The sequence below is a fragment of the Streptomyces sp. NPDC050738 genome (genome assembly GCF_040654175.1).
In the GTDB taxonomy this organism is placed as follows: domain Bacteria; phylum Actinomycetota; class Actinomycetes; order Streptomycetales; family Streptomycetaceae; genus Streptomyces.
This window is the reverse complement of sequence record NZ_JBFAHN010000002.1, coordinates 423,956-450,377: the sequence shown is the minus strand read 5'-3', so window position 1 is coordinate 450,377 and position 26,422 is coordinate 423,956. Positions and strand designations below refer to the sequence as shown.

Below are 26,422 nucleotides of genomic sequence, written 5' to 3'. Positions count from 1 at the left end.
GGCTCAGAGGCCGTGGCCGAGATCGGCGGCCAGTCGGCGTACGAGGTCGTGCGCCGCGTCCGGGATCACCGTGCCGGGCGGGAAGACGGCCGCGGCGCCCATCTCCAGAAGCGTCGGCACATCCTGCGGCGGGATCACCCCGCCGACCACGATCATGATGTCCTCGCGTCCCTCCAGGGCGAGTTCCTCGCGCAGCGCGGGGACGAGCGTGAGATGCCCGGCGGCCAGCGAGGAGACCCCGACGATGTGCACGTCCGCCTCGACGGCCTGACGGGCGACTTCCGCCGGAGTCTGGAAGAGCGGGCCGACGTCGACGTCGAATCCGAGGTCGGCGAAGGCGGTGGCGATCACCTTCTGGCCGCGGTCGTGGCCGTCCTGGCCCATCTTGGCGACCAGGATGCGCGGGCGGCGGCCCTCGGCCTCCTCGAAGGCGTCCACGAGGGTGCGGGTGCGCTCGACGGACGGGGAGTCGCCTGCTTCGTTGCGGTACACGCCGGAGATCGTACGGATCTGGCTGGAGTGGCGCCCGTACACCTTCTCCAGGGCGTCCGAGATCTCCCCGACGGTGGCCTTCGCACGGGCCGCGTCCACGGCCAGCTCCAGCAGATTTCCGGAGCCGTCGCCCGCGGCGTGCGTCAGGGCCCGCAGCGCGTCCTGGCAGACGCTCTCGTCGCGCTCAGCGCGCAGTCGGCGGAGCTTTTCGATCTGCTGCACGCGCACCGAGGAGTTGTCGACCTTCAGTACGTCGATCTTCTCGTCGCCGTCCAGCCGGTACTTGTTGACGCCGATGACCGGCTGGCGCCCCGAGTCGATACGGGCCTGGGTGCGGGCCGCCGCCTCCTCGATGCGCAGCTTCGGAATGCCGGCGTCGATGGCCTTGGCCATGCCGCCCGCCGCCTCGACCTCGCTGATGTGCTGCCAGGCCCGGCGGGCCAGGTCGTGGGTCAGCTTTTCCACGTACGCGCTGCCGCCCCACGGGTCGATGACCCGCGTGGTGCCGGATTCCTGCTGGATGAGCAGCTGGGTGTTGCGGGCGATGCGCGCGGAGAAGTCCGTGGGCAGGGCGAGCGCCTCGTCGAGGGCGTTGGTGTGCAGGGACTGGGTGTGGCCCTGGGTGGCGGCCATCGCCTCCACGCACGTACGCGTCACATTGTTGAAGACGTCCTGCGCCGTCAGCGACCACCCGGAAGTCTGCGAATGGGTGCGCAGCGAAAGGGACTTGGCGTTCTTCGGGTCGAACTCCTTGACCAGCTTCGCCCACAGCAGGCGCGCCGCACGCAGCTTGGCGACCTCCATGAAGAAGTTCATGCCGATCGCCCAGAAGAAGGAGAGGCGGGGCGCGAACGCGTCCACGTCCAGGCCCGCGCCCAGACCCGCCCGCAGATACTCCACGCCGTCGGCGAGGGTGTAGGCCAGCTCCAAGTCGGCTGTCGCGCCCGCCTCTTGGATGTGATAGCCGGAGATCGAGATGGAGTTGTAGCGCGGCATCCGCTGCGAGGTGTACGCGAAGATGTCGGAGATGATCCGCATCGACGGCTTCGGCGGATAGATGTAGGTGTTGCGGACCATGAACTCCTTGAGGATGTCGTTCTGGATGGTCCCGGCCAGCTTCTCCGGCGGTACGCCCTGCTCCTCGGCGGCCACGATGTAGAGGGCGAGTACCGGAAGGACGGCGCCGTTCATCGTCATCGACACGGTCATCTTGTCGAGGGGGATGCCGTCGAAGAGCTGGCGCATGTCGTAGATCGAGTCGATGGCCACGCCCGCCATGCCGACGTCGCCCGTCACGCGCGGGTGGTCGCTGTCGTAACCGCGGTGGGTGGGCAGGTCGAAGGCGATGGACAGGCCCTTCTGGCCGGCCGCCAGATTCCTGCGGTAGAAGGCGTTGGACTCCTCGGCGGTGGAGAACCCCGCGTACTGGCGGATCGTCCACGGCTGATTCACGTACATCGTCGGGTAGGGGCCGCGCAGATACGGCGCGATCCCCGGGAAGGTCCCCAGGAAGTCCAGGCCCTCCGTGTCCTGCCCGGTGTAGAGCGGCTTGACGGCGATGCCCTCGGGGGTCTCCCACACCAGGTCGTCACCGCCGGTCGCCTTCTTCATGGCCGTACGCCACTCGTCGGGTCCGCCACCAGCGGCAGGTGCCCCGAGATCGATCCCGGAGAAGTCGGGGATTGCCATCAGGACACGCCCATTTCGTCGAGGGTGGCGGACAGGATGCCGACGGCGTCGCAGCCCGCGAAGACATAGGAGTCGACGTCGCCGTCGTACGAACCGGGGCGCCCGGCGAGGAACACCTGGGCCGCGCCTGCCGACCTGAGGGCCTCGGCGGCACCGGCCGCCTGCTCTTCGTACAGCGCGTCGCTGGAGCACAGGCAGGCCACGATGGCGCCGCTTTCCGCATACGTGCCCTCGGCGACCGGCTCGATGCCACCGGCCTGGAACAGGTTGGAGGCGAAGGTGAGGCGGGCGGTGTGGGCGGCGGCGGGCCCCAGCGCGGCCAGGTAGATCCGCGGCCGGGCGCCGGTCGCCGCGAGGTGTGCGTCGGAACGGGCGCGCAGCGCCTCGTACGCCTCGTCGCGCCGTACGCGGGGGAGCCCGCCGGAGCGCGGCGCCGGAGCGGGCTCGCGCTCCACCGGGGGCTCGGCGAGATGCGGGAACTCGCTGACGCCGGTGACGGGTTCACGCCGGGTGGCGAGCTTCGCGCTCCTCGCCTCCCAGGTGGCCGCCAGCTCCTGGCCCAGCCGGCCCGAGCGGAGGGCCGCGGCCATGCCCCCGGTCCGCTCGATCTCCTGGAAGAACTCCCAGCCCGCATGGGCGAGTTCGTCGGTGAGCTGCTCCACGTACCAGGAGCCGCCCGCCGGGTCGATCACCCGCGACAGATGCGACTCCTCGATCAGGATGGTCGAGGTGTTGCGGGCGATGCGCCGCGCGAAGGCGTCGGGAAGGCCGAGTGCGTGGTCGAAGGGCAGCACGGTGACGGAGTCCGCGCCGCCCACTCCGGCGGCCAGGGTGGCCACCGTGGTGCGCAGCATGTTCACCCACGGGTCCCGCCGCGACATCATCACCGGCGAGGTCACGGCGTGCTGGGGCGGCGCCCCGGCGCCTGCCGCCCCGCACACCTCGGCGACCCGGGCCCACAGGCGGCGGGCGGCCCGCAGCTTGGCGATGGTCAGGAACTGGTCGGCGGTGGCCGCGTAGCGGAACTCCAGCTGGCCGCAGGCCTGTTCGGCGGTGAGACCGGCCCCGGTCAGCTCGCGCAGATAGGCGACGCCGGTCGCAAGGGAGCAGCCCAGCTCCTGCGCGGCGGAGCCACCGGCCTCGTGGTAAGGCAGTGCGTCCACGGTCAGCGCCCGCAGCCCCGGATACCCCTCGGCGCACTCGCGGGCGAGGCCCGCTACGGGCTCGAAGCCGAACGCCTCACCCGTACGGGCCTCATGGCCCAGCGGGTCCGCCCCGAAGCTGCCGCGGGCCGCTTCGGGCGCGACGCCCTGCTCCTCGTACAGCCGCAGCAACTCCCGTGCGGCGCGCTCCACATCCCGTCCCGCGTCGAGGGCGACGGCCACCAGGTCGAGGTAGACGCCGTCGAGTGCGCGGGGAAGCGAAGCGACCGGAAAGCCGCCCTCGCCGACGACCAGCCACAGCGAGGTGACACCGTTCTCCAGGTCCGCGAGGACGGTGCCTTCACCGAACGCCGCGTACTGCTGCCGTACGTCCCAGCCGCTGATGGCGTTCGCCTCCGCGCGGGCACCACGGACGTACGGGGCGAAGCCGGGAAGCCCGGCATCGGATGCGGCGTCGCGCGCGGTGTAGAGGGGCCGGGTGATGAGCCCGTCCTCCAGTGCGGTGGACAGCGCCGCCTCGGCGGCCGGGCCGGCGAGATCCTTGCCCGACTTGTGCAGTACGCCCTCCACGAGGCGCTGCCATTGCTCATGGGCTGCGGCCGGGAACTCGGCAGCCAGGGGAAGTTCGTCGTCAGGCAGGACCGTCATGCTCGGATGCTAGGACAGCGCCACAAAGGAGCGGCAGGCCGAAGGGCTGTGACCTTGCCCTCTTCTGTTTTCGGACACGGCGGCGCGTTAACGTGCGGGGATGCCAGACTCCTTCGTACCCGACGGCTTCGTCGTGCCACTGCGCCTGGACGGCGACGGCTTCCGGCTCGAGCCGCTGGGCCCCGAGCACAACGACCGCGATCTCGCCGCCTGGACCTCCAGCATCGAGCACATCCGTGCCACCCCCGGATTCACCCGGCGCTGGCCGCCCGCCGAGGGCATGGGGAGCGCGGAGAACCTCGCCGATCTCGTGCGGCACGCACAGGACTTCGCCGCGCGGAGCGGCTTCGCCTTCACCGTCCTCGACGGCGAAGAGGTGATCGGGTGTGTGTACCTGTACCCGGACTGGGACGACCCGACCGTCACCGAAGTGCGTTCCTGGGTGCGCGCGGACCGTGCCGCGCTGGACCGTCCGCTGTACGAAGCGGTCGGCGCCTGGCTCGCGGCCGACTGGCCTTTCAGGAAAGTGGCGTACGGAGCACGCTGACCCGATTGCCCCTTTTTATCCTCAACTGACGGAGAACCATCGCATGTTCACCACCCGGCCGACCCTCCAAGGCACCTTCGGCATGGTGTCGTCCACCCACTGGCTCGCCTCCCAGTCCGCGATGGCCGTCCTCGAGGACGGCGGCAACGCCTTCGACGCCGCCGTCGCCGCCGGCTTCGTCCTCCATGTCGTCGAACCGCATCTCAACGGCCCCGCGGGCGACCTCCCCGTCATCCTCGCCCCGGCCGGCGGCGACGTGCAGGTGCTCTGCGGCCAGGGCGTCGCCCCGGCGGGCGCGAGCGTCGCGCACTACCGCTCGCTCGGCCTCGAACTGGTCCCCGGCACAGGGCCGCTGGCCGCCGCCGTGCCCGGCGCCTTCGACGCCTGGATGCTCCTGCTGCGCGACCACGGCACCAAGTCCCTGGCCGACGTGCTGAAGTACGCCATCGGGTATGCGCAGGACGGGCACGCCCCCGTCGAGCGCATCGGCGCGACCGTCGAAGCCGTACGGGAACTCTTCGAGACCGAGTGGCCGACCTCGGCCGAGATCTACCTCCCCGGCGGCAACCCGCCGCAGCCCGGCGAGCTGTTCCGCAACCCCGCACTCGCCGCGACCTGGCGCCGGCTCATCGAGGAGTCCGCCTCCGACGACCGCATCGAGCAGATCGAGGCGGCACGGAAGATCTGGAGCGAGGGCTTCATCGCCGCGGCGCTCGTACGCCAGTCGGACCGCCCCACCCTCGACACCAGCGGCAAGCGCCACACCGGCACGCTGACCGCGGCCGACCTGGCGGGCTTCTCCGCGACGTACGAGACCCCGGCGACGTACGACTGGAAGGGCTGGACGCTCTGCAAGGCGGCCGGCTGGAGCCAGGGCCCGGCCTTCCTCCAGCAGCTCGCGATCCTCCCCGAGGAGCTCCCGCGGTACGGCAGCGCCGAGTACGTCCACCTCCTCGTCGAGGGCTGCAAGCTCGCCATGGCCGACCGCGAGGCCTGGTACGGGGACGCCGCCGAAGTGCCGCTGGCCGCGCTGCTCTCGGACGCGTACAACGCCGGACGGCGCGCCCTCATAGGAGAGAAGGCCTCGCACGAACTGCGCCCCGGCAGCCCCGAAGGCCGCGAGCCCCGTCTCAGCAGGCAGGCGCATGCCAGCATCGCCGGAGAGCCCGGCTTCGACGCCATGGGGATCGTCGCCGGTGCGGGCGAGCCGACCGTCGCCCCGGACGGCGCGACCCGCGGCGACACCTGCCACCTCGACGTCGTCGACCGCTGGGGCAACATGGTCGCCGCGACCCCCAGCGGCGGCTGGCTGCAGTCCAACCCGGTCGTCCCCGAGCTCGGCTTCCCGCTCGGCTCACGCCTGCAGATGGCCTGGCTGGACGAGGGCCTGCCCAACTCCCTGACCCCCGGCGCCCGCCCGCGCACCACCCTCACCCCGTCCCTCGCCCTGAAGGACGGCGTCCCGGTCATGGCGTTCGGCACACCGGGCGGCGACCAGCAGGACCAGTGGCAGCTGCACTTCTTCCTCGCGGTCGCACTGCGCGGATCCGTACGCGGCGGACTCGACCTCCAGGGCGCGGTCGACGCCCCGAACTGGCACAACGACTCGTTCCCCAGCTCCTTCTACCCGCGCGCGACGCGCCCCGGCTCGCTGACGGTCGAGTCGCGCATCGGCGACGACGTGGTCGCGGAACTGCGCCGCCGCGGCCACGACGTGACGGTCGGCGACGCCTGGTCGGAGGGGCGGCTGTGCGCGGTCGCCCGTGACCCGCGGACCGGTGTGCTGAGCGCGGCGGCCAATCCGCGCGGCATGCAGGGGTACGCGGTCGGGCGCTGAGCCCAAGCGAGAGGGGCCCTTCCCGTACGCAACGGAAGGGCCCCTCTCGTGCTCTGCGCGCCTACTGCCCGTCGGGCAGGGTGATCACCCAGCGGCTGTCCTGCCGGGGCCGCAGGTAGAACAGCCAGTAGAGACAGGCCGCGGCGATCACACCGCCGGCGATGAGCAGGTCCTGCGCGGTCTGCTGCGTCAGTACGTACGCGAGGACGGCGATCAGCGCCACCGGCACGACGGGCCACAGCGGCATCCGCCAGACCGTGCGCCCCCCGGCGGGCTTGCGCCGGGCCGCGAGAGCCCCGACCGCCACCACGAGATAGAGGGCGGCCACGCCGACGCCCGTGACGCCGCTCAGCGTCTCCACGGGGACGAAGCACAGGACCGCGCCCGGGACGCCCACGAACAGCGTCGCCACCCACGGGGAGCCGTACCGCTTGCTCAGCGAGGCGAAGGCGCGGTTGACCGGCTCGGGCCAGGCGCGGTCGCGGGCCGATGCGTACAGCACACGGGAGTTCTGGATCACCATCACGATGCCCGCGTTGATGATGGCGAGCGCGATGCACAGGCTGATGAAGGTGCCGACGGTGCTGTTGCTCCACTGTTCGACCATCGCGGCGAGATTGCCCTCGCCCAGCGTCGCCAGGTCGGGTGCGCCGAGCGTGATGGCGATCGTCGGGACGAGGATGACGAGCGAGCCGATGGCCAGGGTCCACATGACCGTGCGCGGGACGGTGCGGTGCGGCTGCTCCATCTCCTCGGAGAGATAGACGGCCGTCGAGAAGCCCTGGAGCACGAAGAGCGCGAGCGCGAGCCCCGAGATGACGGCGGCCGCGGTGAGCGGGCTGGTCGCGCTGCCCGAACCGACGACCGGGTCGACGAGGACCGAGGCGGGGCGCGAGACATGGCTGAAGCCGAGGAAGGCGACCGCTGCGGCGGCGACCACTTCGAGCACCAGGAAGATGCCGGTGATCCAGGCGTTGGCGCGCAGATCGAAGAGGCCCACGACGGTGGCCAGGAGCATCACGGCGGCGCCCGCGAGCTGCCCGTCGATGTGCACGATCGGGGCGAGGTATTCGGCGGTGCCGAGCGCGATGATCGGCGGAACGATCATGACGACGACCAGAGAGAGGACGAAGACCAGCCAGCCGGCCATCCGCCCGAGCAGCGTGCCGACCATGGCGTATTCGCCGCCGGCGCTCGGGACGAGCGTGCCGAGCTCGGAGTAGCAGAACGCCACGGCGACGCAGAGCACGGCCGCGATGGCGATGGTGAGTGCGGTGCCGGTACCCAGATCGGCGAAGAACGGCGGGACGATCACGAAGAGCGTCGAGGCGGGAGTCAGGCAGGACAGGGTCAGCAGAGTGCCGCCGACGACCCCGATGGAGCGGGTGAGCGTACGGGGGCGGGCCTCGGCGTCGCCTACGGCCGCCGGAGGGGCAGCGGGCCGGAGCGTGTCGGTCATGCGGGAGATCCGATCTGGGTGGAGCGGGGTGGGGAAGGGGGCTATCGCCTCCGGGTCGCGTGCGGCCGGGGGTCCGGGGGAGTCCCCCGGGAAATGCGGTACGGGCATCAAACGGTCGGCGACAAGATCCCGTCAAGACCTCCAGGCCGACGGAATCCGCACCCGTCAGGCGCGATCGCCGCGATAACCATCACCATGTGACCTACGTCGCAACGGATTTCGCCAGGTGCGCCATCCGAAGCGGAGAGTGGAAAACCGACCCGCAACTTTCTCTGTCACCGGTCCGTGCTGAGATGGGGGGCATGATCACTGAACTGCTCGCGGGGAATCTGTCCGAGGTCGAGGAGGCGGTCCGCACGGCGGCAGCCGTGGAGATCCTGCCGCGCTGGCGTCAGCTCGCCGCGCACGAGATCGCGGAGAAGTCGGGACCGCACGATCTGGTGACCGTCGCCGACCGCGGCGCGGAGGAGCACCTGACGGCGTCCCTGACGGCGCTCCTGCCCGGCTCGGTGGTCGTGGGCGAGGAGGCGGTGGCCGCCGACCCCTCGTCGTACGAGGCACTGCACGGCGACGCCCCGGTCTGGATCGTCGACCCGGTCGACGGCACGCGTCAGTTCGTACAGGGCGAACCGGGCTTCTGCACCCTGGTCGCCCTCGCGCACCGGGGCGAGCTGCTCGCCTCATGGACCTACGCGGCCGCGCTGGACGAGATGGCGGTGGCGGTGCGGGGCCGCGGCGCCCGCCTCAACGGCGAGGTGCTGCACGCGGGAAGCCCCGCGCCCGGAGCGGTCCTCGAGATCGCCCACTCGCACCCGGACTACACCACGCCCGAGCAGAAGCGCTCCCTGCTGTCCCTGCAGTCGGCCGAGGGCGTCGCCGCCCGCCCGTGCGGATCGGCGGGCCTGGAGTACCTGGCCGTCGCGCGCGGAAACGTGGACGCCGTCGCCTTCAACTGGGAGCTGGCCTGGGACCACGCGGCGGGCCTGCTCCTGGTCGAGGAGGCGGGCGGCGCGCACCTGACGCTGACGGGCGAGCCGTTCCGTATCACCGGCGGAAACACGCTCCCCTTCACGGCGGCCAGGGACGCGGCTACGGCGCGCCGGGTGGCGGTGATCCTCTCCGCGGGGGCCATCGACTGAAGCCGTTCACCGGGCGCGGTACCTCACGCCCGACCTCCGTCCAGTACGGCCCGTACGTCCTTCACCAGGGCGTCGGCCACGTCGACCGCTTCCGGGCCCGCGCCCGTCAGCGCCGCCGTCGCCCGCGCCATGAAATCCGGCGGGGTCCGCGGAAGCCGGGCCGCCGCGGCCAGGGCCCCCTTTTCGTTGAGGCACCAGGTGCGGTGGTCGGCGTGCAGCGACTGGGTCAGGATGCCGATCGCCCGCGACAGGCACAGCGACACATGCAGGGCGTCGCCGCTCCCCGCCGACTTGCGGGCCGCGGCCACCGAGAACTCCGCCTCCCAGGACGCCTCGCACAACGACGTGCGCAGCGGCTCCGGGTAGACGGCCGTCTCGGCCTTGAGGGCCGTCAACTCGCCCTTGGGATCGGCCAGTACGCGACCGAGCGCCACCTCGCCCGGGTACGCGGGCGACCAGAAGCCGAGCGGGTGGCCGGGCTGGATCCCCACCTCGTACCGGCCCTCGCGGCACTGCGACCAGACCCGCTCCACCCGGTCGAGGTCACGCAGGATCCAGTCGACCGCGACACCGTCCACCCGCAGCCAGGCGCCGCCGTCGACCCAGGGGCCCCAGCCGCCGGGCCCGGCCACCTCGACCGGCTCGTCCGCGAACTCCGCCGCCAGAGCGCTGAGGGCGGAGACGTCGGGGGCGCCGCGGTAGTAGAGGCCCAGATCCCAGTCGGAGTCGGGGCGTTCGGTGCCTCGCGCGCGGCTGCCGCCCAGGGCCACCGCACGGATCGAGGGGAGCGCGGTGAGGCGTTCGGCCATGGCTGCGACAGACGGATTCATGGTCAGCGAGGCTACCGGCGGCCCGGCTGTCAGTGCTCAGGAATACCCTGGGGCTCTTGGCCACCGGCTGACGAAGGAGTCCCAAGGTGCCGTCGATGCTCGATGCCGTCGTCGTGGGGGCGGGACCCAACGGACTGACCGCTGCCGTGGAGCTCGCCAGACGAGGCTTGTCCGTCGAGGTCTTCGAGGCCCACGACACCGTCGGCGGAGGTGCGCGGACCGAGGAGCTGACGCTCCCCGGATTCCGGCACGACCCGTGTTCGGCCGCGCATCCGCTCGGCATCGGATCACCCGTCTTCGGGACCATGCCGCTGGAGCGGTACGGCCTGGAGTGGCTGCAGCACCGCTACCCCATGGCGCACCCCTTCGACGACGGCACGGCCGCGGTGCTGTCGCGCTCGGTCGCCGAGACCGCCGCCTCCTTCGGCCCCGCGGACGCGGGAACGTACCGGCGGCTCGTCGCCCCGTTCCTCGGCAAATGGGACACCCTGGCCCGCGACTTCATGTCGCTGCCGCTGACCGCGCTGCCCCGCGACCCCCTCACGCTCGCCCGCTTCGGACTCGCGGGGCTGCCGCCGTCGACGTGGCTGATGAAACGCTTCCGTGAGGAGCGGGCGCGGGCGCTGTTCGCCGGTCTGGTCGCCCATGTGATCGCCCCGCTCAGCGGATTGGCCACCGGCGCGGTCGGGCTGATCTTCGCGCTCGCCGCGCACGAAGGCGGCTGGCCGGTGGCGCGCGGCGGCTCGCAGTCGATCTCCGATGCGCTGGCCGGCTATCTGCGGGACTGCGGTGGCGTGGTGCACACCGGCTTCGAAGTGAAGAGACTGGACGACCTGCCGCCGGCCCGCGCGTACATCTTCGACACCTCGCCGACCGCGGTCGCCCGGATCGCGGACCTCGGACGCGCGTATGAGAACTACCGCTACGGCGCGAGCCTCTTCAAGATCGACTACGCGATGGACGGGCCCGTGCCCTGGACCGCGGAGGAACCGCGGTCCGCCGGGACGGTGCAGGTGGGACCGCTCAGCCGGGACATCGGCGCCGCGCTGAAGCAGGCGTCAGGCGGGACCGCCCCCGAGACGCCGTTCCTCATCACGGTCCAGCCGAGCCTCGTCGACCCCTCCCGCGCACCGGAGGGCAAGCATGTCTTCTGGGCGTACGGACATGTCCCCAACGGCTGGCAGGGCGACCTCACCGACGCCGTCGAGCGCCAACTCGACCGCTTCGCACCGGGATTCCGCGACCTGGTGCTCGCCCGCGCCACGGCGGGCCCGCCCGAACTCGCCGCCCGCAACGCCAATTACGTCGGCGGGGACATCGCCTGCGGCGCCGCATCCGGACTCCAACTGCTCCTGCGCTCCAAGATGTCGCTGTCGCCGTACACCACCTCCCACCCGGCCGTCTTCCTCTGCTCGTCCGCGACCCCGCCGGGCCCCGGCGTCCATGGCATGTCCGGGCACAATGCGGCGAAGGCCGTCTGGCGCCGCCTGCGCCAGGCATGATGAGCCCCATGACGGCCATCACGCTCGTACGCGGCTCCATCACCGATCAGCGGGTCGACGCGATCGTCAACGCCGCCAACTCCTCGCTCCTGGGCGGCGGAGGGGTCGACGGCGCGATCCACCGTCAGGGCGGGCCCGAGATCCTGGAGGCCTGCCGCGCCCTGCGCGCCTCGCACTACGGCAAGGGGCTGCCCACCGGGCAGGCCGTCGCGACGACCGCGGGAAAGCTCGACGCCCAGTGGGTCATCCACACCGTCGGCCCCGTCTGGTCGGGCCACGACGACCGCTCCGCCCTGCTCGCCTCCTGCTACCGCGAGGCCCTGAAGGTCGCGGCGGAACTGGGCGCGAAGACCGTCGCCTTCCCCGCCGTCTCGACGGGCATCTTCGGCTGGCCGATGGACGACGGTGCGCGCATCGCGCTGCGCACGGTGCGCGAGAGCGCGGGGCCGCCCGTCGACGAGGTCCGCTTCGTACTCTTCGACGAATACGCGTTCGGTGAGTTCGCGGAGGCCCTGGCAGTTCAAGGCTGATGTCGGATTTCCGCCAGCCGCAGCGGCCCGGGTGCCGGATGCTTGAACCATGCACACCGACACCGAGCGCTGCGTACGCGCCGTCCAGTCGAAGGACGCCCGCTTCGACGGCTGGTTCTTCACGGCCGTCCTGACCACCAGGATCTACTGCCGCCCCAGCTGCCCGGTCGTGCCGCCGAAGGTCGAGAACATGACCTTCCTGCCCAGCGCCGCGGCCTGCCAGCAGGCCGGATTCCGTGCCTGCAAGCGCTGCCGGCCCGACACGACCCCCGGATCGCCCGAGTGGAACGCCCGCGCCGATTCGGTCGCCCGCGCGATGCGGCTGATCCGCGACGGGGTGGTGGACCTGGAAGGCGTGCCGGGCCTCGCGGCCCGCCTCGGCTACTCCACCCGTCAGATCGAACGCCAGCTCCTCGCCGAACTGGGCGCGGGCCCGCTCGCCCTGGCCCGGGCCCAACGCGCCCAGACTGCAAGGCTGTTGATCGAGACGACCCCGCTGCCCATGGCGGAGGTGGCCTTCGCCGCCGGCTTCTCCTCGATCCGTACCTTCAACGACACGGTCCGCGAGGTCTTCGCCCTGGCCCCCGGCGAACTCCGCACCCGCGCCGCACGCGGCATCTCCGCCCAGACCCCGGGCGCGATCTCGCTCCGCCTCCCGTACCGCGCCCCCCTCAACCCCGACAACCTCTTCGGCCACCTGGCCGCGACCGGCATCCCGGGGGTCGAGGAGTGGCGCGACGGCGCCTACCGCCGCACGCTGTCCCTCCCGTACGGGCACGGAATCGTGGCGCTCACCCCGGCCGCCGACCACATCGGCTGCGTGCTCTCCCTCACCGACCTGCGCGACCTCACCCACGCGATCAGCCGCTGCCGCTGGATGCTGGACCTCGACGCCGACCCGGTCGCCGTCGACGACCAGCTCCGCACCGATCCGCTGCTCGCCCCGCTCGTCGACAAGGCCCCGGGCCGGCGGGTGCCGCGTACCGTCGACGCGGCGGAATTCGCGGTACGGGCGGTGCTCGGCCAGCAGGTGTCGACGGCCGCGGCCCGTACGCACGCGGCCCGCCTGGTCACCGCGCACGGGATGCCGGTCGACGACCCGGCGGGCGGCCTCACCCACCTCTTCCCCACCTCCGAAGCCCTGGCCGCGCTGGACCCCGAGACCCTCGCCCTGCCGCGCAGCCGCCGCACGACGCTGACCACACTGGTCGGCACGCTGGCGGAAGGATCGCTCCGACTGGGCATCGACAGCGACTGGGACAAGGCCCGCGCCCAGCTCATGGAGCTGCCCGGCTTCGGCCCCTGGACGGTGGAGGTCATCGCGATGCGGGCGCTGGGCGACCCGGACGCGTTCCTCGCCTCGGACCTGGGGGTCAGGCGCGCGGCGGCCGGCCTCGGCCTCCCCTCGACACCGGCGGCGCTGACCGCGCGGGCGGCGGGGTGGCGGCCGTGGCGCGCGTACGCCGTCCAATACCTGTGGGCGACGGACGCCCACCCCATCAACCACCTGCCGGCGTAAGGGAGTTCACAGATGCCCGACAAGCAGCACACGATCGTCGAGAGCCCGTACGGCCCGCTGACCCTCGTCGCGACGGACGGGGTCCTGAGCGGCCTCTACATGACGGCCCAGCGCCACCGCCCACCGGAGGAGACCTTCGGCGTACCGGACCCGGGCCCCTTCGGGGAGACGGCCCGCCAGCTGGAGGCGTACTTCGGCGGCGAGTTGAAGGATTTCGACCTGGAGATGCGGCTGGAGGGGACGGAGTTCCAGCGCTGCGTGTGGGGGCAGTTGCGGAAGATCCCGTACGGCGAGACGCGGACGTACGGCGAGCTCGCGGAGGAGCTGGGCAAGCCGGGCGCCTCGCGGGCGGTGGGCCTGGCGAACGGCAAGAATCCGATCGGGATCATTGTGCCGTGCCACCGCGTGATCGGATCGACGGGAAGCCTCACGGGGTACGGCGGCGGCCTGGACCGCAAGCAGCGGCTGCTGGCGTTCGAGGGCGGGGCGGAGGACGACGCGCTGTTCTAGGCGTTCGACTCCTTCACCCAGCGCTCGTGCTCGGCCTTCGATTCCAGCAGCTCGGCGTACGACTTCAGGAGGCCCGGGCGTGTGCCGCCGAGGGACCGCTGGAAGCCCCGCACGGACTGTTCGGGCCGGATGTCCGCGAGCAGCAGGGCCTTCATGTGGTCGGGCAGGGCCCGGTACTCCTTGCCGAATGTCGCGGAGAGGTCGGCGTCCGTGTGCTCCATGCGGTGCTCCTGCCCTGGCTGGGTGCTGCAACCGTCAGCTGCCGTTCCCAGTCTCGCGGAGATCGGCGGACCCCGCCCGGCCACAGCGGGGTCACCCCAGCCGGTAGCCCGCCAGCAGCTTCGGCAGCGCCGTCCCGATCGGCTCCCGTACGACCTCCGCGGCCATCGCGTCGTACGGCGTGGCCTCCGCATTGACGATGATCAGCCGGGCCCCGCCCTCCGCCGCGATCCCCGCCAGCGAGGCCGCGGGATGCACCTGAAGCGTCGTGCCGACCGCGATCAGGACCTCGCACGCCTTCGCGATCCCCATTGCCTCGCCCAGCACCGCGGGATCCAGCGCCTCCCCGAACATCACCGTCGCCGACTTGAGGATGCCCCCGCACGCCAGGCACGGCGGATCGGCTTCCCCCGCCTCCACCCGCGCCAGCGCATCGGCCATCGACGACCGCACCCCGCAGTCCGTGCAGAGCACCGACCGCGCCGTGCCGTGCAGTTCGAGGACCTTGCGCGGCGGCAGCCCCGCCATCTGGTGCAGTCCGTCGACGTTCTGCGTGAGCACCCGGACCGGGGTACCGGAACGCTCCAGCTCCGCGATCGCCACGTGCGCGGCGTTCGGCTCGGCGCCCCACGTCTCGGCGTCCCGCCGCATCAGCCAGGAGCGGCGCCGGATCTCCGGATCGGCCATGTAGTAGTCGTACGTGACGAGCTTCTCGGCCCCGGGATCGCGCCGCCACAGCCCGTTCGGGCCGCGATAGTCGGGGATGCCGGAGTCCGTGGAGATCCCGGCACCGGTCAGCAGGGCGATGAGCGTCATGGGGCGAGCGTACGCACGGGACCTGGAGCGGTGCGCGTGCATTTACGGGCACCGCTCCAGGCCCCCGCCCTCAACTGTCCGATTCGCTGCGGGACTTGGCGGCCCTGCGCAGCCGGTGATGGTGCGAGCCTCCTGCCCCGCCCGCGGCCCCGCCGACCATCACCCGTGCCGCGTCACGCAGTCCGTGCGCCGCGTGATGGCGTGCGGGGCCCGCGCCCGGGTCCTCGCGGAGGTCCTTCACCAGGGCCCAGCACAGCAGCAGCATCACGACCACGAAGGGCAGCGCGACCAGGATCGTCGCCGTCTGGAGCGAGTTGAGGCCGCCTGCGACCAGCAGGACCGCGGCGACCCCCGCCATCAGCACGCCCCAGGTGATGACCAGCCAGGTCGGCGGGTGCAGCGAGCCGCGGCTGGTGAGCGAGCCCATGACCAGGGAGGCCGAGTCCGCGCTCGTCACGAAGTACGTCATGACGAGGACCATCGCGATGTACGAGGTGACCGTCCCCAGCGGCAGCGCGTCGAGCATCGCGAAGAGCGAGGCCTCGGCGCCGTCCTTGACCGTGGACGCCATGTCGGCGGCGCCCGTCGCGTCGAGCCGGATCGCGGTGCCGCCCATCACGCAGAACCAGATGACGGTCGCGCCGCTGGGCACCAGCAGGACGCCCATGAGGAATTCGCGGATCGTACGGCCCTTGGAGATCCGGGCGATGAACGTGCCGACGAAGGGCGCCCAGGAGAGCCACCACGCCCAGTAGAAGATCGTCCACGAGCCCAGCCACTTGGCGTCCGTGAAGGCGCCGGTGCGGCTGGCCATCGGGAGCAGGTTGTGGAGATAGCCGAGGACCGAGGCCGGGATGGCGTCGAGGATGTAGACCGTCGGGCCGAGTACGAAGACGAAGACCATCAGGGATGCGGCCAGCACGATGTTGAGGGTGCTCAGCCACTTCACGCCCTTGTTGAGCCCGGAGAAGGCGGAGAGCACGAAGGCCGCCGAGAGCGCGCCGATGATGATCAGCTGCGTGGTCTGGGAGTCGGTGACGTTCGAGGTGATGTGGAGGCCCTCGGAGACCTGGAGGGTGCCCAGGCCCAGGCTGGTGGCCGTACCGAAGACGGTCGCGAAGACCGCGAGCAGGTCGATGGCCCGGCCCAGCGTGCCGTTTGCGCGGCGGGCGCCGATGAGCGGGACGAAGGCCGAACTGAGGCGGTTTCCGCGGGACTTGCGGAAGCCGGCATAGGCGAGGGCGAGCCCGGCGATGCCGTAGATCGCCCAGGGGGTGAGGGTCCAGTGGAAGAAGGAGTACTCCAGCGCGGTGCGGGCCGCGGCGCCCGACTGCGCGGCGACACCGGACGAGGGGGGCGGGTCGACGTAGTGCTGGAGAGGTTCGCCGACACCGTAGAACATCAGGCCGATCCCCATGCCCGCGCTGAACATCATCGCGATCCACGCCAGGTTGGTGAACTCGGGCTCGGATCCGTCGGGGCCGAGCCTGATCCGTCCGTAGCGGCTCACGGCGAGGACCACGCAGAGCACCAGGAAGAAGTCGGCGGCCGTCACGAAGAGCCAGGCGAAATTGGAGAGGACCCAGGTCAGGGCGGTGGACGAGGCGCTGTCGAAGGAGTCCTTGCCGAGGGCTGCCCAGGCGACCACCGCGATCACGGCGAGCACGCCGATGGTGACCAGAGTGAGGTCGGGGGAGTCGTGTGCGGGGTCCTCGATCGGTTCCGTATCCGTGGTCATGCCGCACCACTATGGGTCCCATAACGGGATATATCGGCCTGGCTCGCCGTTCGGTGTGCCGTCAGCCATGGGCAGCGGGCAGGTCGTGCGGATAGGGTCGGCTCGGCGCGACTGTCTGTTCGAAAGCAAGGGATCAACAAGGTGACGACGACGGACGGAGCAGTGGCCGGGGCCCCGCAGGTACTGGTGGCGGCGGACAAGTTCAAGGGTTCGCTCACGGCGGTACAGGTCGCCGAGCGGGTGACGGCCGGGCTGCACAACATCGCCCCCGGCGTACGGGTCGAGGCACTGCCGGTCGCCGACGGCGGCGACGGTACGGTCGCGGCCGCGGTGGCGGCCGGTTTCGAGCGCCACGAAGCAGCGGTCACCGGGCCGCTGGGCGAGCGGCGCACTGCCGCCTTCGCCCTGCGCGACGGGGTCGCCGTGGTCGAGATGGCGGAGGCCTCGGGCCTCCAGCACCTGCCCGAGGGGGTCTTCGCACCGCTCACCTCGACGACGTACGGCTCCGGGGAGCTCCTGCGCGCCGCTCTGGACGCGGGCGCCCGCTCCATCGTCTTCGGCGTCGGCGGCAGCGCCACGACCGATGGCGGCGCGGGGATGCTGGCCGCGCTCGGAGCGCGGTTCCTGGACGCGAACGGGCAGCCGGTCGGCCCCGGCGGCGGCGGACTGCGCGATCTCGCGTCCGCCGATCTTTCCGGGCTCGACGAGCGCCTCGCGGGTACGGACATCGTGCTGGCCAGCGATGTCGACAACCCGCTGACGGGGCCCAAGGGTGCCCCCGCCGTGTACGGCCCGCAGAAGGGCGCGTCCCCCGAGGAGGTCGCGATCCTGGACGAGGCGCTCGCCCACTTCGCGGCCGTACTGGAGAAGTCGATCGGCCAGAAGGCCGCCGACGCCGCCCTCTCGCCGGGCGCGGGTGCGGCCGGCGGCATCGGTTACGGGGCGCTGGTCGGCCTCGGCGCGAGCTTCCGTCCCGGCATCGAGGTGATGCTCGACGTGCTGGGCTTCGCCCCGGCGCTGGAGCGCGCGACGCTGGTCATCACCGGCGAGGGTTCCCTTGACGAGCAGACCCTGCACGGCAAGGCCCCGGCGGGAGTCGCCGCGGCGGCCCGTGCTGCGGGCAAGGAGGTCATCGCGGTCTGCGGCCGTCTCGCGCTGCGGCCCGAGGCGCTCGGGAAGGCCGGGATCCGGCGGGCCTACGCACTGACCGACATCGAGCCGGACACGGCACGCTGCATCGCCGAGGCGGGACCGCTTCTGGAGCAGGTCGCGGAGAACATCGCGCGCGACTTCCTGAGCTGATCCGGCCGTACATCGGAACATGGATGCGGGGCCCGCGCCGAGCGCGGGCCCCGCATCCATGTGCGCGCTCAGACCGAGGCGGTCTCCCGTACCTCCGCCTTCGGAGCCGCCGCGGCGGCGGCCACCGTACGCGGCGCGTGCCGCGCGTTCAGGCCGACCAGGGCGACGACGACCACACCGATGAACGCCACTCCCGCCAGGGCGAAGCTCAGCGTGAACTGGCTCTCCTGGGGCAGTGCGGGCACTCCGGCGGGCAGGTTCGCGATGGTCTTGGAGGCCAGCAGCGAGGTGATCACCGCGCTCGCGACGGCGCTGCCGACCGAGCGGGAGATCGAGTTGATGCCGTTGGCGATGCCGGTCTGGTGGGCGGGGACGCTCGCGACGATGAGCGCGGGCATCGAGGCGTACCCGAAGCTGATCGCAAGCCCGATGACCATGCCCGCGCCGATCACCGAACCGGTGGTGTCGTGCGCCAGCGTGAGCCAGGTGAAGCCGATGACACCGAAGGCGGCGCCGGCGGCGAGGGTGAAGCGCGCGCCGATCCTGCGGACGAGGATCCCGCCGAACTGGGCGGCGAAGAGCGAGACGATCGTCGTCGGCAGCAAGTACTCGACGGAGGCGCGGAGCACCGAGGCGCTGAAACCGTAACCGGTGACCGCGTCAGGGACCTGCACCAGGTACGAGACGCCGATGAACTGCGAGAACATCGCGAAGCCGAGGAGCAGTCCCGCCAGGTTGGTGAAGAGCACGGGCCGGTGCACGAACATCTTCATGTCCACCATCGGCTCGCGGACCTTGAGCTCGATGAGCACCCAGACCCCCGCCATGACGACCGCGGCGGCGAAGAGCCCCAGCGTGCGGCCGGAGGTCCAGCCCCACTCGTGGCCCTGCGAGATCGGCAGCAGGACGAAGGTGAGCACCAGGGCGAGTGCGGATGCGCCGAGCCAGTCGGTGCGGCCGCCGGTCTTCGTACGGGAGGCGGGTACGGCGAAGAGCACACCGGCCAGCGCGACGACGGCCAGCACGACCGCCAGCCAGAAGACCCGGTGGTAGTCGGGGTCCGAGCCTTGCGTGAGCAGTCCCGCACCGACCAGCGCGAGCCCGCTGCCGAACGCGAGCGTGCCGCTGACCAGGGCCATCGCGCCGTGCAGCTTCTCGGGCTTGATCTCCTCGCGGAGCACGGAGAGCGCGAGCGGGAAGATCGCGGTGGCCGCGCCCTGCATCACCCGGCCGACGATCAGCCAGGTCAGCGAGGTCGTGGTGGCGGCGAGCACGGAGCCCGCGATCATCACGACGAGGACGCCGACCAGGGTGGGCTTCTTGCCGTGCATGTCGCCGAAGCGGCCGAGCAGCGGGGTGAAGACCGCGGCCGACAGCAGGGTGGCCGTGGTCACCCAGCTGACGTTCGCCGTCGTGGTGTGGAGATCGCTCTGGATGGTCCCGAGGATCGGGACGACCAGGGTCTGCATCATCGAGACGACCATGGCGGCGAGCCCGAGGACCAGGACGAGCGAGGTCTGTCCGGTCCTGCGGGGCGCGGTGGCCGCGTGCTGTGCGTGAGTCACGGGGAAAGCTCTTCCAACTACTTGAGAACCTTGATGCTTGAGGACTTCAAGCAATGAGTAGACCGTAAACATCAAAGGTTGAGAACGTCAAGTTTCTAGGAGTAGAGTGGGTCACATGCCAGGAACAGCCAGCACCGCCAGCAAGGCCGAACTGATCGAGCTGCTCTCGGTGTCGCTCGCCTCCTACTACGGCGACTTCACCGCCGCGGCCGCCGGCGAGGGCCTCACCGCCAGCCAGGGCAAGACGCTCACCGTGCTGCGCCGCGAGCCCGCCGCGATGCGCTCGCTCGCCACCACGCTGGCCTGCGACGCCTCCAACATGACCGGGATCATCGACCGGCTCGAGAAGCGCGAACTGGTACGCCGCGAGGCCAGCCCCACCGACCGCAGGGTCAAGATCGTCGTCATCACGGACGAGGGCGCCCGCACCGTCGACGCCGTCCGGGCCCGGATGCACACCACGCTCGCCGGTCTGGACGCGCTGAGCGCCGAGGACCGCGGCACCCTTTACGAACTGCTGGAGCGCGTCTTCGTCAAGACGCCCGCCGCCGCCTGAGTCTGCTCCTCAGGACGTCAGCCGGAAGGCATCCAGTGCCAGCGTCAGCGTGATCAGATCGCGCGGCCGCGACAGTGAGCGCGCCGTCAGATGCTCCAGGCGCCGCAGCCGGTTGAAGACCGTGTTGCGGTGGCAGTACAGCCGCGAGGCCGCCCGCCCCGCCGACCCCTCGCACTCCAGCCAGACGTCCAGCGTCTCCAGGAGCACCGCCCGGTCCGCCGGATCCAGTTCGAGCAGCGGCCCCAGGACGTCGGTGACCAGCCGCTCCGCCAGCTCGGGCTGACTCACCACCAGGGCCGCGGGCAGCCGCTCGTCGAGTCGTACGATGCCGGAGCCCGCCGAGCCGTCGGGCGCGCAGGTGCGCAGCGCCGTCTCCGCCAGCCGCCGCGCGAGCCCCAGATCCGCCAGCCCCTCCACCACCGGGCTGATCCCGCCGGGCCCCGCGCAGCGTCCACCCAGCACCTCCGCCAGCTCCGACAGGCCCGCCGTGTCCCCGAGGGCGATCACCCCCACCTCGCAGTCCGTACGCATCCGCCAGAAGAACCGCATCCCCGGCGCGGCCGTGACCCGGTGGAACGTCTCCCGCCCGCCCTGCCGCTCCACGCGCAGCACCACCACCGCGTACCGCCCCTGCTCCGGCAGATCGAGCCCGGCGGCCGCCCGCGCCGCGAGCCCCGGCGCCGCCCTGCCCTCCAACAGGGCGTCCAGCAGGGCCTGTACGCGCTCGTCGCTGCGCCGGTTGAGCTCCTGTTCGGTGGAGCGGTACGCCTCCGCGACCGTCGTCGCCTGCCGGTCGACCGCCGCCCACATCTGGGCCGCGGTGTGCACCAGCACCGTCAGGGCCTCGGGCTCCTTCTCGGCGACGATCGCGAGGAGTTCGTTCCAGACCAGATAGCCCGCGTGCCGATAGGCGTGGTGCAGCAGATCCAGCGGAAGCCCCTGCTCGGCGCGCCGCCGGCCGAGCTCCTCGGCGTACGCCAGATCCCGGCGCGGCGCCGAGCGCGGTGCCGCGATCGCCTCGATCCCGTACCGCAGCGCCTCGCTGATCTGCTGCCAGTGCTCGTCGCGGGGCACCGCGAGGTCGAACTGGGGCGAATGTGCCTGGAGTTCCCCGATCAGCTGGTCCGTCAGCTGCGGTATGCGGTCCAGGAGCAGCCGGGAGGCGCTCACCAGGACGGACCACTCCTGATCGGTGCGCGCTCGGCGGCGACTCATGGCTGGTGAGGATGCCACCGGCGGGCGAGCGGCGACACCCCTTGTGCAGTGCTTGTGCGCGCGCACAGCCGAGGCCTCCCGCCGCTGGTCATCGGCAGCGATTCGGCTCTGGGCCGTGGACTACGGGCCTGCCCGGTGCTGGTCTGTGGGGCCAACAGGGCAGTGGATGGAGGATGCATGGCCTCGCTCGACGTGCGTGGTCTGGTCGCGGGCTACGGCCCGGTGCGGGCGCTCAGGGACGTGTCCCTGGAGGTCCCTGACGGGGCTGTCGTCGCTGTGCTCGGGTCCAACGGCGCAGGTAAGTCCACTCTGCTGCGGGCGATTTCCCGCACCCTCGGCTTCCACCGGGGCGCGGTGACGGGCGGTTCCGTGACGCTCGACGGGCAGCCGGTCCACCGGCTGAGCGCGGCCCGGATGGTGGCTGCCGGAGTGGTCCAAGTCCCCGAAGGGCGCCAGGTGTTCGCCCGCATGACGGTGGCCGACAACCTGCGGGCAGGGGCACTCGGCGCCTCGGGAGGCCGCCGCGAGACCGCCGCGGCGCTCGCCCGGGTGCACGCGCTCTTTCCCGTACTGGCGGACCGGGCCCGTCAGCGGGCCGGGCTGCTCTCCGGTGGCGAACAGCAAATGCTGGCGCTGGGCCGGGCGTTGATGGCAGGCCCGCGCATCCTGCTGCTCGACGAGCCGTCGCTCGGTCTGGCCCCGCTGATGGCCGCGCGGATCGCCGAAGCTGTCCAGGAGATCAACGAGGCGGGCACCTCGGTGCTCCTCGTCGAACAGAACGCGGCGCTCGCGCTGCGGCTCGCCTCCACCGCGTACGTACTGGAAGTCGGCGAGGTCACCCTCTCCGGGCCGGCCGCATCGCTGGCCGCGTCCGACGAGGTGCGCCGCAGGTATCTGGGCGTGGTCGACGAGACGGCCGCCGAGGACGCGGGGCGCGCCGAGGCCTCCCACCCCGTCCTGCGGAGGTGGTCCGCGTGAGCACCCTGACCGTAAGGGAGTTGACCGTCCGCTTCGCCGGGCTCACCGCACTCGACGCGGTCTCCTTCACCGTCGAGCCCGGCAGCGTGCACGCCGTCATCGGGCCCAACGGGGCGGGCAAGTCCACCTGCTTCAACGTCCTGTCCGGCGTCTATCGCGCCACCGCGGGCAGCGTCCGCTTCGGCGGGCAGGAGCTCACCGGACTCGCCCCGCACCGCATCGCGGCGCTCGGCGTCGCCCGTACGTTCCAGAACATCGCCCTGCCGCCGCGCGCGACCGTCGCCGAGAGCCTGCTGCTCGGCCGCCACCGGCTCACCCGCACCGGCTTCGTCTCCGCCGGACTGCGGCTGCCCGCCGCGGCCCGCGAGGCACGCCAACACCTGGAGCGGGTGAGGGAGATCGCCGCCTTCGTCGGCCTCGAAGACGACCTGGAGCGGCCCGCCGGGTCGCTCCCGTACGGAAAGCAGAAGCTCGTCGAGCTCGCCAGGGCGCTGTGCATGGAGCCCGAACTGCTCCTCCTGGACGAGCCGGTGGCCGGAATGAACGCCGAGGAGCGGCGGCGTACGGCGGCCGTGGTGGCCGGTGTGCGCGACAGCCTCGGGATATCGATCGTGCTCGTCGAACATGACATGGGGGTGGTGATGCGGCTCGCCGATGCGGTGACCGTGCTCGACTTCGGACGCCGGATCGCGGGCGGTTCCCCGGCCGAGGTACAGAACGACCCGGCCGTGGTCCGGGCCTACCTGGGGGCCGCGACATGACGACGTTCCTCGAACTCCTCATCAACGGCGTCTCGGTCGGATCGGTCTACGCCCTGATCGCGCTCGGCTTCGTCGTGATCTTCAAGGCCACCGAAGTGGTCAACTTCGCCCACGCCTCGCTGCTCCTCGCGGGCGGCTACGTCACCGCGAGGCTCCACGACGACCTCGGCTTCTGGCCCGCGCTCGCCGTCGGCATCGCAGGGGCTGCGGTGGTCGGCGCGGCCGTCGAGTTCCTGGTGATGCGCCGCTACCGGGGCAGCGACCACAGCGTCCTGGCGATCGTCACCATCGGCGTCGACATCCTGCTCACCACCGAGCTGACCCGCCGCATCGGCACCGACGTACTGGCCCTCGGCGACCCCTGGGGCGACCACGTCGTGACCCTCGGCTCGGTCTCGGTGGCCCAGACCCGTATCGCGGCCTTCTGCGCGGCAGCCGTCCTCATCGGGGCCTTCCTGCTGGCCTTCCGCTACACCTCCTGGGGAGTCGCGATGCGCGCCGCGGCCGAGAACCCGCAGACCGCGGCCCTCATGGGCGTCCGCCTGGGCAGGGTCTCGCTCACGGCCTGGGCGGTGGCCGGCGCACTGGCCGCGGTGGCCGCCCTCTTCCTCACGGTCTTCCCGACACCGGGCCTGGAGCGGGCCACCTCGCTCTCCGCGCTCAAGGCGTTCCCCGCGGCGATCCTCGGCGGCCTGGACTCCACGACGGGCGCGCTCGTCGGCGGCCTGGTCGTCGGCGTCACGGAATCGCTGGCCACGGGCTACCAGAGCGACCTGACCTTCCTCGGCCGGGGCATCGGCGACCTCGCGCCGTACCTGGTGATGGTGGCGGTCCTGCTCCTGCGCCCCGCAGGCCTCTTCGGCACGAAGGAGCCGGCCCGTGTCTGACACCGACCGCACTCCCGACCCCGCCCGCTCCCGGGCCACCACCTCCGGCGACACCCGTGTCCCCGCGCCGCGCGACGCGGGCGGCGTACGCGGACCCGGCGACGGCGCGGACAAGCCCACCGGCACCAAAAGCGGCCCCGGACCGCTGGCCCCACTGCGCAGTCCCCGTACGTACGCATGGATCGCCGGCGGCGTCCTCATGCTCGCGCTGCCCTTCTACGTCGACCGGTTCTGGCTGCAGGCCGGAGTCTTCGCGATGGCCGCGGCCATCGGCGCCATCGGCATCAACCTCCTCACCGGCGCCACCGGGCAGCTCTCCATGGGGCACGCCTTCTTCCTCGCCGTCGGCGCCTACGGCTACTGCGTCTTCGCGGGCGAATCCACCGTCGAGTCCGGACACCGGCTGACCGGACTCGGGCTGCCCAGCTGGCTCGCGGTCATCCTCGCCGTACTCCTCGCAGGCGTCGCAGGAGGGCTCTTCAGCCCCATCGCGGGACGGCTCAGGGGCGCCTACCTCGGCATCGCCACCCTCGCGCTGATCTTCATCGGACAGCATCTGCTGTTCAACGCGCGCGGTCTCACCGGCGGCTTCAACGGACGGGCCGTCCCCCCGCTCTCCCTCTTCGGCTTCACCTTCGACGACAGCGAGACCGTGATCGCCGCCGTCCCCTTCCAGTCCTCCGAGAAGCTCTGGTACGCGGCCCTGCTCGCCCTCCTCGCCGGCGGTCTCTTCGCCCGCGGAGTCCTGCGCAGCCGCCCGGGACGGGCCATGAACGCCATCCGCGACCACCGCATAGCAGCCGGCGTCATGGGCGTCCCGGTCGCCCGCTACCGGGCCGCCGTGTTCGTCCTGTCCTCGATGTACGCGGGCCTCGCCGGCGTCCTGCTCGCCCTGATCTTCCAGCGGACCGTGCCCGAGTACTTCGGCATGACCCTCTCCCTGGAGTACCTCGCCATGATCGTCATCGGCGGTCTGGGCACGGTCAGGGGAGCGGTCGCGGGCGCGGTCTTCGTCTCGCTGCTGCCGCAGCTCCTCACCCGCTACAGCGACTCCCTCCCGCTGGTCTCCACCCCGGGCACCGGCGGCGGGCTCGCACCGGGCGAGGCTGCCCGCTATCTGTACGGCGCCGCGATCGTCGCGGTGGTGCTGTTCCTGCCGGGAGGCCTCACCCGTCTCACCATGACCAGGGAGAAGAAATCATGAAACCAAGGCCGAGGATCTGCGCGGCGGCAGTGGCCGCGCTCGCCCTGACCATCGGGGCGGCCGGATGCAGCAGCAAGGCCAACAAGGACGACGGGGCGCAGAAGAGCTCGGGGGGAGTGAAGACCGGCGACGGGGTCACCGCCACGACGATCCCGCTCGGCGTCCTGACCGACCTCACCGGCGTCTACGCCTCGCTCGGCAAAAGCGTCACCCAGGCCCAGCAGCTCTGGGTGAAGCAGACCAACGACGCGGGCGGCATCTGCAACCGCAAGATCGAGCTGACCGTACGTGACCACGGCTACGACCCGCAGAAGGCGGTCGCCGCCTACACCGAGCTGGAGCCGAAGGTGCTGGGCTACGTCCAGTTCATCGGCTCCCCGTTCGTCGCCGCCGTCAAGCAGCGCATCGACGGCCAGGACAAGGGCCTGGTCCTGCCGCAGGCCTGGTCGGCGTCGCTGCTCGGTAGCCCGTACATCCGGGTCCTCGGCGCGACGTACGACGTCGAGACGATCAACGCGGTCGACTATCTCCTCACCCAGAAGAAGATCGCCAAGGGCGACAAGATCGGCCATGTCTACTTCGAGGGGGACTACGGGGAGAACGCCCTGGCCGGGTCCAAGTACGCGGCCGAACAGGCGGGCCTCACCGTCGTCGAGCAGAAGATCAAACCGACCGACAACGACATGTCGGCCCAGGTCGCCGCCCTCAAGCAGGCAGGCGTCAAGGCCATCGTGCTCAGCGCGGGCCCGCGCCAGGCGGCCTCCCTGGTCGGCGTCGCGGCGGCGGTGAAGTTCAACGTCCCGATCATCGGCAACAACTCCGCCTTCGCCCCGCAGCTCCTGAAGACGGCCGCGGGCCCCGCCCTGGCGAACAACTACTACATCGCGGCCTCCACGCTCCCCATCGGCTCCACGGAACCGGCCCCCACGAAGCTCGCCAAGGAGTACGCGGCCGCGTACCCCAAGGACGGCCTGGACAATGGCGTGGTGGCCGGCTGGTCGGCCGCCTCCGTCTACGGCGAGGTGCTGAAGAAGGCCTGCGCGGACAAGAACCTCACCCGCGAGGGCATCGACAAGGCGCTGCTCACCATCAAGGACTACGACAACGGCTTCGGCATGGCGCACGACCTCTCGGACCCGAAGTCCCCGTCGACCCGCGAGTCCGTGATCATGAAGCCCGACCTTCAGGTCCCCGGCGGCCTGAAGGTCGTCCAGGAGGCGGCGGTCGCCAAGGCCGCCGAGTCCTTCACACCCGGTTCCTGACCGGTTCCCGGCACGACGAAGGGCCCCGGGTGCGAGATCCGCACCCGGGGCCCT

Annotated in this window: 23 protein-coding genes; 14 read left to right on the top strand and 9 right to left on the bottom strand. The window is 71.6% G+C overall.

Annotated features, from left to right (window positions below):
- Positions 1 to 3: 3 nt before the first annotated feature.
- Both scpA and AB0H78_RS06290 read right to left on the bottom strand, forming a co-directional pair.
- Positions 4 to 2,181 carry a methylmalonyl-CoA mutase gene (gene scpA, locus AB0H78_RS06295; protein WP_363233082.1) on the bottom strand — a complete coding sequence of 726 codons (2,178 nt, stop codon included), beginning with the start codon at positions 2,179 to 2,181 and terminating at the stop codon, positions 4 to 6.
- The gene (locus AB0H78_RS06290) at positions 2,181 to 3,992 is read right to left on the bottom strand and encodes a methylmalonyl-CoA mutase family protein (RefSeq protein ID WP_363233081.1); all 1,812 of its coding nucleotides are present in this window, start codon (positions 3,990 to 3,992) and stop codon (positions 2,181 to 2,183) included. The genes scpA and AB0H78_RS06290 overlap by 1 nt, the downstream gene beginning before the upstream one ends.
- A 100-nt stretch (positions 3,993 to 4,092) precedes the next feature.
- Between AB0H78_RS06290 and AB0H78_RS06285 the strand changes: the two genes are divergently transcribed.
- Entirely contained in the window at positions 4,093 to 4,539 is a 447-nt protein-coding gene (locus AB0H78_RS06285) for an N-acetyltransferase (RefSeq protein ID WP_363233080.1), read from the top strand.
- Positions 4,540 to 4,582: 43 nt separating this feature from the next.
- Positions 4,583 to 6,376 carry a gamma-glutamyltransferase family protein gene (locus AB0H78_RS06280; protein WP_363233079.1) on the top strand — a complete coding sequence of 598 codons (1,794 nt, stop codon included), beginning with the start codon at positions 4,583 to 4,585 and terminating at the stop codon, positions 6,374 to 6,376.
- Between the two features lie 61 nt (positions 6,377 to 6,437).
- Here AB0H78_RS06280 and AB0H78_RS06275 read toward each other — a convergent pair whose 3' ends face one another.
- Complete coding sequence (locus AB0H78_RS06275; protein ID WP_363233078.1) at positions 6,438 to 7,835, bottom strand: APC family permease; 1,398 nt, start codon at positions 7,833 to 7,835, stop codon at positions 6,438 to 6,440.
- Between the two features lie 302 nt (positions 7,836 to 8,137).
- Here AB0H78_RS06275 and AB0H78_RS06270 point away from each other — a divergent pair, with 302 nt between their 5' ends.
- Complete coding sequence (locus AB0H78_RS06270) at positions 8,138 to 8,974, top strand: inositol monophosphatase family protein (RefSeq protein WP_363233077.1); 837 nt, start codon at positions 8,138 to 8,140, stop codon at positions 8,972 to 8,974.
- Positions 8,975 to 8,997: 23 nt separating this feature from the next.
- On the opposite strand, the gene AB0H78_RS06265 is transcribed toward AB0H78_RS06270, so the two are convergent.
- Positions 8,998 to 9,804 (bottom strand): nucleotidyltransferase domain-containing protein, encoded by an 807-nt coding sequence (locus AB0H78_RS06265; protein ID WP_363233076.1) that lies wholly within the window; start codon positions 9,802 to 9,804, stop codon positions 8,998 to 9,000.
- Between the two features lie 86 nt (positions 9,805 to 9,890).
- On the opposite strand from AB0H78_RS06265, the gene AB0H78_RS06260 reads away from it, so the two are divergent.
- The 4 genes from AB0H78_RS06260 to AB0H78_RS06245 are packed head-to-tail and all read left to right on the top strand — an operon-like array spanning position 9,891 to position 13,865.
- Entirely contained in the window at positions 9,891 to 11,306 is a 1,416-nt protein-coding gene (locus AB0H78_RS06260; RefSeq protein ID WP_363233075.1) for an NAD(P)/FAD-dependent oxidoreductase, read from the top strand.
- Positions 11,303 to 11,836: an O-acetyl-ADP-ribose deacetylase gene (locus AB0H78_RS06255; RefSeq protein WP_363233074.1), complete on the top strand. Its 534-nt coding sequence runs from the start codon at positions 11,303 to 11,305 to the stop codon at positions 11,834 to 11,836. Before AB0H78_RS06260 ends, AB0H78_RS06255 begins: the two co-directional genes overlap by 4 nt.
- Positions 11,837 to 11,885: 49 nt before the next feature.
- The gene (locus AB0H78_RS06250) at positions 11,886 to 13,355 is read left to right on the top strand and encodes an AlkA N-terminal domain-containing protein (RefSeq protein ID WP_363233073.1); all 1,470 of its coding nucleotides are present in this window, start codon (positions 11,886 to 11,888) and stop codon (positions 13,353 to 13,355) included.
- Positions 13,356 to 13,367: 12 nt separating this feature from the next.
- Positions 13,368 to 13,865, top strand: coding sequence for a methylated-DNA--[protein]-cysteine S-methyltransferase (locus AB0H78_RS06245; protein WP_363233072.1), 498 nt, complete (start codon positions 13,368 to 13,370; stop codon positions 13,863 to 13,865).
- Here the strand turns inward: AB0H78_RS06245 and AB0H78_RS06240 are convergent.
- The 3 genes from AB0H78_RS06240 to AB0H78_RS06230 all read right to left on the bottom strand — a co-directional run bounded on the left by AB0H78_RS06240 (position 13,862) and on the right by AB0H78_RS06230 (position 16,638).
- Positions 13,862 to 14,086 (bottom strand): hypothetical protein, encoded by a 225-nt coding sequence (locus AB0H78_RS06240; protein ID WP_363233071.1) that lies wholly within the window; start codon positions 14,084 to 14,086, stop codon positions 13,862 to 13,864. The genes AB0H78_RS06245 and AB0H78_RS06240 overlap by 4 nt on opposite strands.
- 91 nt (positions 14,087 to 14,177) lie before the next feature.
- Positions 14,178 to 14,900, bottom strand: coding sequence for a Sir2 family NAD-dependent protein deacetylase (locus AB0H78_RS06235; RefSeq protein WP_363233070.1), 723 nt, complete (start codon positions 14,898 to 14,900; stop codon positions 14,178 to 14,180).
- Positions 14,901 to 14,970: 70 nt separating this feature from the next.
- Positions 14,971 to 16,638, bottom strand: coding sequence for a BCCT family transporter (locus tag AB0H78_RS06230; RefSeq protein WP_363233069.1), 1,668 nt, complete (start codon positions 16,636 to 16,638; stop codon positions 14,971 to 14,973).
- A 141-nt stretch (positions 16,639 to 16,779) separates the two neighbouring features.
- On the opposite strand from AB0H78_RS06230, the gene AB0H78_RS06225 reads away from it, so the two are divergent.
- A complete protein-coding gene (locus AB0H78_RS06225; RefSeq protein WP_363233068.1) occupies positions 16,780 to 17,940 on the top strand; it encodes a glycerate kinase in 1,161 nt (386 codons plus the stop codon).
- Positions 17,941 to 18,008: 68 nt separating this feature from the next.
- Here AB0H78_RS06225 and AB0H78_RS06220 read toward each other — a convergent pair whose 3' ends face one another.
- Positions 18,009 to 19,505: an MFS transporter gene (locus tag AB0H78_RS06220; protein ID WP_363233067.1), complete on the bottom strand. Its 1,497-nt coding sequence runs from the start codon at positions 19,503 to 19,505 to the stop codon at positions 18,009 to 18,011.
- Between the two features lie 115 nt (positions 19,506 to 19,620).
- On the opposite strand from AB0H78_RS06220, the gene AB0H78_RS06215 reads away from it, so the two are divergent.
- The gene (locus tag AB0H78_RS06215; RefSeq protein ID WP_363233066.1) at positions 19,621 to 20,061 is read left to right on the top strand and encodes a MarR family transcriptional regulator; all 441 of its coding nucleotides are present in this window, start codon (positions 19,621 to 19,623) and stop codon (positions 20,059 to 20,061) included.
- A 9-nt stretch (positions 20,062 to 20,070) separates the two neighbouring features.
- Here the strand turns inward: AB0H78_RS06215 and AB0H78_RS06210 are convergent, their stop codons facing one another.
- Positions 20,071 to 21,276 (bottom strand): helix-turn-helix domain-containing protein, encoded by a 1,206-nt coding sequence (locus AB0H78_RS06210; protein WP_363233065.1) that lies wholly within the window; start codon positions 21,274 to 21,276, stop codon positions 20,071 to 20,073.
- Between the two features lie 177 nt (positions 21,277 to 21,453).
- On the opposite strand from AB0H78_RS06210, the gene AB0H78_RS06205 reads away from it, so the two are divergent.
- From AB0H78_RS06205 to AB0H78_RS06185, 5 genes are all read left to right on the top strand, one after another.
- On the top strand, positions 21,454 to 22,254 hold the full coding sequence (locus AB0H78_RS06205; RefSeq protein ID WP_363233064.1) for an ABC transporter ATP-binding protein: 801 nt from the start codon (positions 21,454 to 21,456) through the stop codon (positions 22,252 to 22,254).
- On the top strand, positions 22,242 to 23,015 hold the full coding sequence (locus AB0H78_RS06200) for an ABC transporter ATP-binding protein (RefSeq protein WP_363233063.1): 774 nt from the start codon (positions 22,242 to 22,244) through the stop codon (positions 23,013 to 23,015). Before AB0H78_RS06205 ends, AB0H78_RS06200 begins: the two co-directional genes overlap by 13 nt.
- Entirely contained in the window at positions 23,012 to 23,902 is an 891-nt protein-coding gene (locus AB0H78_RS06195) for a branched-chain amino acid ABC transporter permease (protein ID WP_363233062.1), read from the top strand. The genes AB0H78_RS06200 and AB0H78_RS06195 overlap by 4 nt, the downstream gene beginning before the upstream one ends.
- A 145-nt stretch (positions 23,903 to 24,047) precedes the next feature.
- On the top strand, positions 24,048 to 25,106 hold the full coding sequence (locus AB0H78_RS06190) for a branched-chain amino acid ABC transporter permease (RefSeq protein ID WP_363233434.1): 1,059 nt from the start codon (positions 24,048 to 24,050) through the stop codon (positions 25,104 to 25,106).
- The gene (locus AB0H78_RS06185) at positions 25,103 to 26,368 is read left to right on the top strand and encodes an ABC transporter substrate-binding protein (protein ID WP_363233061.1); all 1,266 of its coding nucleotides are present in this window, start codon (positions 25,103 to 25,105) and stop codon (positions 26,366 to 26,368) included. The genes AB0H78_RS06190 and AB0H78_RS06185 overlap by 4 nt, the downstream gene beginning before the upstream one ends.
- The last annotated feature ends 54 nt before the right edge of the window (positions 26,369 to 26,422 follow it).

Excerpts from the sequence above, each read along its gene's own strand:
- AB0H78_RS06275 (WP_363233078.1), bottom strand. The coding sequence starts at position 7,835 with ATGACCGACACGCTCCGGCCCGCTGCCCCTCCGGCGGCCGTAGGCGAC.
- AB0H78_RS06270 (WP_363233077.1), top strand. The coding sequence starts at position 8,138 with ATGATCACTGAACTGCTCGCGGGGAATCTGTCCGAGGTCGAGGAGGCG.
- AB0H78_RS06240 (WP_363233071.1), bottom strand. The coding sequence starts at position 14,086 with ATGGAGCACACGGACGCCGACCTCTCCGCGACATTCGGCAAGGAGTAC.
- AB0H78_RS06235 (WP_363233070.1), bottom strand. The coding sequence starts at position 14,900 with ATGACGCTCATCGCCCTGCTGACCGGTGCCGGGATCTCCACGGACTCC.
- AB0H78_RS06230 (WP_363233069.1), bottom strand. The coding sequence starts at position 16,638 with ATGACCACGGATACGGAACCGATCGAGGACCCCGCACACGACTCCCCC.
- AB0H78_RS06285 (WP_363233080.1), top strand. The coding sequence starts at position 4,093 with ATGCCAGACTCCTTCGTACCCGACGGCTTCGTCGTGCCACTGCGCCTG.
- AB0H78_RS06245 (WP_363233072.1), top strand. The coding sequence starts at position 13,368 with ATGCCCGACAAGCAGCACACGATCGTCGAGAGCCCGTACGGCCCGCTG.
- scpA (WP_363233082.1), bottom strand. The coding sequence starts at position 2,181 with ATGGCAATCCCCGACTTCTCCGGGATCGATCTCGGGGCACCTGCCGCT.
- AB0H78_RS06215 (WP_363233066.1), top strand. The coding sequence starts at position 19,621 with ATGCCAGGAACAGCCAGCACCGCCAGCAAGGCCGAACTGATCGAGCTG.
- AB0H78_RS06185 (WP_363233061.1), top strand. The coding sequence starts at position 25,103 with ATGAAACCAAGGCCGAGGATCTGCGCGGCGGCAGTGGCCGCGCTCGCC.
- AB0H78_RS06280 (WP_363233079.1), top strand. The coding sequence starts at position 4,583 with ATGTTCACCACCCGGCCGACCCTCCAAGGCACCTTCGGCATGGTGTCG.
- AB0H78_RS06195 (WP_363233062.1), top strand. The coding sequence starts at position 23,012 with ATGACGACGTTCCTCGAACTCCTCATCAACGGCGTCTCGGTCGGATCG.
- AB0H78_RS06250 (WP_363233073.1), top strand. The coding sequence starts at position 11,886 with ATGCACACCGACACCGAGCGCTGCGTACGCGCCGTCCAGTCGAAGGAC.
- AB0H78_RS06255 (WP_363233074.1), top strand. The coding sequence starts at position 11,303 with ATGATGAGCCCCATGACGGCCATCACGCTCGTACGCGGCTCCATCACC.
- AB0H78_RS06210 (WP_363233065.1), bottom strand. The coding sequence starts at position 21,276 with ATGAGTCGCCGCCGAGCGCGCACCGATCAGGAGTGGTCCGTCCTGGTG.
- AB0H78_RS06205 (WP_363233064.1), top strand. The coding sequence starts at position 21,454 with ATGGCCTCGCTCGACGTGCGTGGTCTGGTCGCGGGCTACGGCCCGGTG.
- AB0H78_RS06290 (WP_363233081.1), bottom strand. The coding sequence starts at position 3,992 with ATGACGGTCCTGCCTGACGACGAACTTCCCCTGGCTGCCGAGTTCCCG.
- AB0H78_RS06265 (WP_363233076.1), bottom strand. The coding sequence starts at position 9,804 with ATGAATCCGTCTGTCGCAGCCATGGCCGAACGCCTCACCGCGCTCCCC.